We start from the raw sequence: 6519 nt of genomic DNA, 5'->3' as shown, positions 1-6519 counted from the left end.
CCCTTTTAAGGGGAAAAAATTGCTAGGATATTTCCTTATATTCAATTCCGTAACGGTTAAAATCCGAGGTAATTATCCATTATCCATTATCAATTAATGAATCCTACCTCCTCGCTCATTCCCCGTTCCTCCTGTCTTCCCCTCCCCTCCTGGGAGGGGTTAGGGGTGGGTTGGGAGGGGTTAGGGGTGGGTTGTCTCCTGTCTCCTGTCTCCTACCCTTACCCATAAGACTTTTGAGCGCAAACCCTATATATTTATAACCCAAACTACTAGCACGTTTAGTCTAGAACTATGGGTGAAAAAAATCTAACCCCCCAACCCCCTTTGTGGTATAGTGGCAGGGATCATAGATAGGATTCGACTGGTATTTTTTAAATATGAAAGTATTTGACTATGATAAAATCAGAGCTACTTTGCTTAAAGGGCCTCGTGTAACCTCTCTCCTGAAACATTTTGAGAATATTGCTGCGGGTATCTCTCAAGCACCTACACAAAGCATATATGCAACCTCTGACTTTTTAAGTAAAAGCAATGAATACCGAGAATATCATACTGTATTTCAACGCAATATAGGAACATTCTATAAACATCTGTGTGCCAGTGAGTTAGAAGAAATTCTGTTTGAGCGTTGTCAAGTTCTTTTAACACAGCAATTTGCAATCAAGGCTATAACCCAGTACCATTGGTGGCCGAAAATTCAGGTTTAATTACTCCGATGCTACCGGATTTGATATAACTGATAACTGAAATGACGATCGACCTTAGACAGGGAAATGTTTTCCCACTGTTGCTTGTTCCCTGCTAACATCGATCGCGAAAAAGTTGAAACTAAATAGGACTTGCTGATTAAATCTAAAAGTCTTTATAGATAAAGGTAAGTGCTTTTTTAAGTATCAAAAAGTGCGAGGTTTTAAGTGGTAACGGTTAAAAAATGAGCGGATTTTGGTCAAGATTTGGGCAGAACAATCTTAGGACAATTCTTACTCCTAGCTCCTTGCTCATTCCCATTTCTCCCCTCCTGGGAGGGGCGAGGGGTGGGTTGTCTCCTGTATTCCCCTCCTGGGAGGGGGAGGGGCGAGGGGTGGGTTGTCTCCTGTCTCCTACCCCTACTAAAAGACTTTTGAGCGCAAACCCTAAACATCGTAATTTCGTGCTTCAGCAGCTTCTGGGTTATCCTCGCAATAGATATCGAAAGCAGTTTTTTCCAGTCTTTCTGCCTTTTGATGAGCAGCTTCAGCTTGTAACTCTTCTACAATATCCCAAGCTGCTGCACATTCTTTAGAAGTCACACCTTTTTCCGCACAAATACTTCTTGCTTCTTCAATAGCTGCTTCTATTCTCCTTTCAAGCAGTACAGATTTTGGTTTCTCCACAAAATCGCTTTTGCTTAAAATATCTGTAATTGAAATAATACCAAGTAACGTATCCTTAATTACAGGTGCTCGATGTATACCTGTATTAGCAAATAATCTCGCTACATATTCTACACCTAAATCGGGATTAACAACAATGCAAGGTTTAGTCATAATTTCATAAACTCGCACTTGTTTAGGGTCTTTGCCGTAAGCAGCAACCTTATAAACAATATCTGCCTCTGTGATAATACCATAAGCATCTTGCTCGTGACGGCGTTCTACAATTAGAGCACGCAGACAGAGATCGTTCATTTTCTTCACAGCATCAGCTACTGTCGCCGAACCACGAATTTTTTCAACCTCTGTGGTCATAATATCTTTAGCTTGCATCATCTTGACTTTTCCTCAATAATATGTATTTAGTTATTGATATTTAAACTATCAATATTTAGCAGCTTTGCTATTAATTTAAGAGTAGGATAAAAGAGTTATTTAGTCTACAGATTTATCAAATCAAATTATTTTTAATTATTTTAATTTTTCTGACTAATATGGCTGATTAAAAAGCAATCAGCAATCAGCACTCAGCAGTCAGCTTAGATTTATAGGGAATAGGAAATAGGGAATAGTTAATATTAACAAGTGGTTCAAACTATCCAAAATCAAAAATCCCAAATACAAAATTATTAAATCATACCCATAATCAGCAACATAGAAATGCAATTTAAATGGGAATTTTAACTTAAGCTGATAGGCTAGTTAATATCGGACAAATTTTTAACAGTCAATTTCCAGCTAGAAGTTTTCTCTTTATTTACCGAAATTTCATTAATAATATCTCCAAAATCTTTTTGTAGTTTTTGAGTGACAGTAATCGGAAAATCTAAATCTATTTCCCGGTCTTGTACGATCGCTGCCAACTCAGCAAAATTAACTTTTTGAGTAACTCGTTCTGTAGCTGATAATTTAAAAGTTGAAGTTTCAGAAATATTCTGTACCTGCATAGCTAATTTTATCCGCTCAAGTATATGAGCAATTTCTGAATCTAACAATTTCCATTCATGTAAAATATCTTGATATCTTTGACTTAGTTCATCTAAATTTTCAGCAGTAGGTTCAGAATTATTTTGTTTCATTAATTCGAACAAAGCTAAATGTACTTGAGCTAAATAAACCGAGTCCATTTTTGCATATTCTAACTGTTTTTCTGTCAGCGGACGCTGTCCCCAATCACTACCTTGTATTTCTTTATCTATATTTTTAAAATCAGTTAAATTTTCCACTAATGTCTTCAGTTTAAAATTAGGAACAGGCAAAATATAATAAGGTAATTTTTTTGCTATTTCCCAAGTGCAAGTAATATTTTTAGCCTCATTTTTACCCAAGAATTTAATATCAAACCTAGCATTATGAAATACCTTCTCAATGTTAGGCTCAACCATAATTTTATCGATAAAAAAATTAGTTAAATCAAGATTATCTAAAACATCCAAAATATAAACGCGATCGCCTATCAAATCTTGAGATTCAGCCAATACTTGAATTAAAGACAATCTAGGTTTACGAGTATTATAATCAGCAACCTCTGTATCAATCCAAAGTATATTAGCAGTAGCTAATTGTTGAATACATTTTTTAATATCATTATTATCTGTCAAATAAAACATATATATAATTTAATAAAAAAATCTTAAAATTATAATATTAATACCAATTCACTTTAGGTCTATCACAAATAGTTTCGCACCTTTAAAGTAAGCATTTCCTACGGAATGCTGCGCAAACAGCTATTAGCTGTCAGCTATCAGCTCTGATAAGGAAGTTTAAATGAATATAGACTTTATAGCTGACTTTGGTAATTAAGTATAAATTATACTGAATCAATCCTCTTCTTGAAAAGAAGAGGTAATTATTAATTATTAATTATTAATTATTAATTATTAATGTAGCATCAAAGTGTTGCAGCTCTATAAAATCTTACTTTTGACTTTTGACTTTTGACTTTTGACTTTTGACTTATAACTTCCGTGAAACGGTATCAGCAACAATAATCTCTTTTAAGGACAAGTTGTACCATCAGGCATAATTGCTCCCCTCATATCTGCATCTCGTAGATTAGTTTTATTTAGCTTTGCATCAATCAATACAGCTTTAATTAATATTGCTCCCGTCAGATTTGACCAACTTAAATTAGCCCGAAATAAATTAGCTCCACTCATATTAGCTCCTCGAAAAGTAGTCCAACTAACATTAGCAGTTCGTAATTTCGCTCCACTTAAATTAGCTTCACTCAGAGTAGCTCCAATAGTAGTAGATTTGCTCAATTCAGCTTCACTCAGATTAGCCCTACTTAACATTGCCCCACTGAGAATGCCATTACTTAGATTGGCCTCTTCTAAAATTGACTCATTCATCAAGGCATTTGTTAAATTCGCAGACTCTAAACTTGAGCCATTTAAAATAGCTCTGATCAAATTAACGCGAATCATTGTAGCTGCAGTTAAATTAGCTGCCGTTAAATTAGCCTGACTGAAATTAGCTTCCGTCAGGTTAGCACCTCTTAAATTAGCTTGACTGAAATTAGCTTCCCTAGAATTAGAACCCCGTAAATTAGCCTCACTCAAATCAGCGTTATTTAAGTCAGTTTTCACCAGACTCGCTCCAATCAAATTAGCTTCACTCAAATTAGCCCCATTAAGATCAGCATCCCCTAAATACACTTCTCTGAGATTAACTCCACATAGGTTAGCACCCATAAGTTTTATATTACGGAAGTTTGCCCTAGTAAAGTTACTATTACTTAAATCAGCTCCCCTTAAATCTACCCCTACTAGGGTAATACCTTTAAAATTTCTTTCCCCTTCTGCATACTGTTTTAGAATTTCTTCCGCCTCCATTTGCACCGCCTCAAACTATTTTCTATTTTACATTTTATATTTAAACTAGGACATTACTAATTTACAAAAGCAAAAGAGAAACCCTACATATACCTAATTAACTTATTAAGCAGCTTTTTCTGTAAAACTTTTCGCTTTCCTACTATATTCCGTTGAAGAAGTAGCTAGGAGTCGGGATTCAGAAGAATGTGGTCTATGGGGATTAGTCCCTCAGCAACCGCATTTGCACCCTTTAGACAGTGGGGTATTAAACCCATAAGGGAAAAGATCAAATTACAGACACCAAATTAAGGGCTTAAATTTAGTAATCTTATTGTAAATATCTCAAAAACCACGCTGATCTTCTGAGAAAATTAAGAACATAAGTACAACAAAAAAAATACTATGCCAGAGAATGTCAGAAGCCAATTAATCACAAAAGGAGTACAACGTTCTCCTAACCGAGCTATGCTCAGAGCTGTAGGTTTTGAAGATTCAGACTTTACTAAACCGATCGTCGCAGTAGCTAACGCTTATAGCACTATTACCCCCTGTAATATGGGCATCAATGATTTGGCCATGCGAGCTGTTGCAGGAACCAAACAAGCAGGGGCAATGCCACAGATATTTGGCACAATTACCATTAGTGATGGTATTTCTATGGGTACTGAGGGAATGAAATATTCTCTCGTTTCTAGGGATGTTATTGCCGACTCCATCGAAACAGTTTGTAATGGCCAGGCAATGGACGGACTTTTAGCCATCGGTGGGTGTGATAAAAATATGCCTGGAGCAATGATAGCGATCGCTCGAATGAATATTCCTGCGATATTTGTCTATGGTGGTACTATCAAACCAGGTAACTATAATGGTGAAGACTTAACCGTAGTTAGTGCTTTTGAAGCAGTAGGAAAATACAGTGCTGGAAAAATTGACGAACAGCAGCTCAGTGAAATTGAACGTAGAGCTTGTCCAGGTGCTGGGTCTTGTGGAGGAATGTTCACTGCAAATACTATGTCTTCCGCTTTTGAAGCAATGGGTATGAGTCTGATGTATTCATCAACTATGGCGGCCGAAGATGCAGAAAAAGCTGATAGTACTGAGGAGTCTGCCAAAATTCTAGTAGAGGCTATCCGCAAACAAATTTTACCTCGTCAAATAATTACCCGCAAGGCTATAGAAAACGCAATTTCGGTAATTACTGCAGTTGGGGGTTCCACTAATGCAGTTCTACATTTATTAGCCATTGCTCATGCTGCTAATGTAGAATTATCCATTGATGATTTTGAAACTATTCGAGCAAGAGTCCCTGTATTGTGCGACCTCAAACCAAGCGGTCGATACGTTACAACAAATTTGCATCAAGCGGGTGGTATTCCTCTAGTCATGAAAATGCTCCTCGAACATGACCTACTCTACCCAGATGCTTTAACCATAACAGGTAAAACTATTGGAGAACAGTTAGCAGACGTACCTTCGGAACCACCCTCCAATCAAGATGTAATTCGCCCTTGGAATAATCCGATGTATGCTCAAGGACATTTAGCTATTTTAAAAGGAAATCTGGCAACTGAGGGAGCAGTTGCTAAAATTACAGGAGTCAAGAACCCAGAAATAACAGGTCCAGCAAGAGTATTTGAGTCAGAAGAAGCTTGCTTAGAAGCAATATTAGCAGGAAAAATTCAAGCAGGAGATATTATTGTCGTCCGTTACGAAGGACCGAAAGGTGGGCCAGGAATGCGAGAAATGTTAGCACCAACTTCGGCTATTATTGGTGCTGGTTTAGGAGATAAAGTAGGGTTGATTACTGATGGTAGGTTTTCTGGTGGTACTTACGGTATGGTAGTTGGTCATGTAGCTCCAGAAGCAGCAGTAGGTGGCGCGATCGCTCTGATTCAAGAAGGGGATATGATTACTATTGATGCTCACCAGCGTTTGTTACAGTTGAATATTTCAGAGGAGGAACTACAACAGCGTCGCCAAGCATGGCAACCTCCAGCACCCCGGTATACCAGAGGTGTATTAGCAAAATATGCGAAGTTAGTATCTTCTAGTAGTTTAGGGGCAGTGACTGATGCTGGATTAGGTTAGAAGTGTGGTATAATCAACATTAATTTGTGATATTCGCCAGTAAAATTAAATAAGTATGTTGTAGACATCCTTAAGTTACAGTTTATATTATGTTGTAGCTTGGGATGTCAATTAATTCTCAAGCAAATTACTGAAAAATTGGGTTAACTGGCTATTAGTTAGAGCGCGCTTCAGTGCTTCAGCCTAAAAATGTAGTG

The 6519-nt window shown here is 37.1% G+C and carries 6 protein-coding genes; 2 read left to right on the top strand and 4 right to left on the bottom strand.

All coding sequences use genetic code 11. The annotated features are described in order from the left end of the window. Positions 1-377: 377 nt before the first annotated feature. Positions 378-707, top strand: a complete 330-nt coding sequence (locus F6K06_RS01850; RefSeq protein WP_287239799.1) for a hypothetical protein — start codon at positions 378-380, stop codon at positions 705-707. Positions 708-946: 239 nt separating this feature from the next. On the opposite strand, the gene F6K06_RS01845 is transcribed toward F6K06_RS01850, so the two are convergent. From F6K06_RS01845 to F6K06_RS01830, 4 genes are all read right to left on the bottom strand, one after another. Further along, positions 947-1141, bottom strand: a complete 195-nt coding sequence (locus tag F6K06_RS01845) for a hypothetical protein (RefSeq protein ID WP_124145212.1) — start codon at positions 1139-1141, stop codon at positions 947-949. Next, positions 1134-1748 (bottom strand): CP12 domain-containing protein, encoded by a 615-nt coding sequence (locus F6K06_RS01840; RefSeq protein WP_124145211.1) that lies wholly within the window; start codon positions 1746-1748, stop codon positions 1134-1136. The genes F6K06_RS01845 and F6K06_RS01840 overlap by 8 nt, the downstream gene beginning before the upstream one ends. 362 nt (positions 1749-2110) lie before the next feature. Beyond that, positions 2111-3022 (bottom strand): ribonuclease D, encoded by a 912-nt coding sequence (locus tag F6K06_RS01835; protein WP_287239795.1) that lies wholly within the window; start codon positions 3020-3022, stop codon positions 2111-2113. A gap of 390 nt (positions 3023-3412) precedes the next feature. Next, positions 3413-4252: a pentapeptide repeat-containing protein gene (locus F6K06_RS01830; RefSeq protein ID WP_124145209.1), complete on the bottom strand. Its 840-nt coding sequence runs from the start codon at positions 4250-4252 to the stop codon at positions 3413-3415. Between the two features lie 384 nt (positions 4253-4636). On the opposite strand from F6K06_RS01830, the gene ilvD reads away from it, so the two are divergent. Further along, positions 4637-6322 carry a dihydroxy-acid dehydratase gene (ilvD, locus tag F6K06_RS01825; RefSeq protein ID WP_287239792.1) on the top strand — a complete coding sequence of 562 codons (1686 nt, stop codon included), beginning with the start codon at positions 4637-4639 and terminating at the stop codon, positions 6320-6322. Positions 6323-6519: the final 197 nt, after the last annotated feature.

This window comes from Okeania sp. SIO1H4, assembly GCF_010672695.1.
Classification (GTDB): domain Bacteria; phylum Cyanobacteriota; class Cyanobacteriia; order Cyanobacteriales; family Microcoleaceae; genus Okeania; species Okeania hirsuta.
Note: the sequence above shows the minus strand (reverse complement) of the source record. Positions and strands in the feature narration are given on the sequence as shown.

What these genes read in the sequence shown, in the direction of transcription:
- F6K06_RS01850 (WP_287239799.1), top strand. Translation starts at nt 378, where the DNA reads ATGAAAGTATTTGACTATGATAAAATCAGAGCTACTTTGCTTAAAGGG.
- F6K06_RS01845 (WP_124145212.1), bottom strand. Translation starts at nt 1,141, where the DNA reads ATGTTTAGGGTTTGCGCTCAAAAGTCTTTTAGTAGGGGTAGGAGACAG.
- F6K06_RS01840 (WP_124145211.1), bottom strand. Translation starts at nt 1,748, where the DNA reads ATGATGCAAGCTAAAGATATTATGACCACAGAGGTTGAAAAAATTCGT.
- F6K06_RS01835 (WP_287239795.1), bottom strand. Translation starts at nt 3,022, where the DNA reads ATGTTTTATTTGACAGATAATAATGATATTAAAAAATGTATTCAACAA.
- F6K06_RS01830 (WP_124145209.1), bottom strand. Translation starts at nt 4,252, where the DNA reads ATGGAGGCGGAAGAAATTCTAAAACAGTATGCAGAAGGGGAAAGAAAT.
- ilvD (WP_287239792.1), top strand. Translation starts at nt 4,637, where the DNA reads ATGCCAGAGAATGTCAGAAGCCAATTAATCACAAAAGGAGTACAACGT.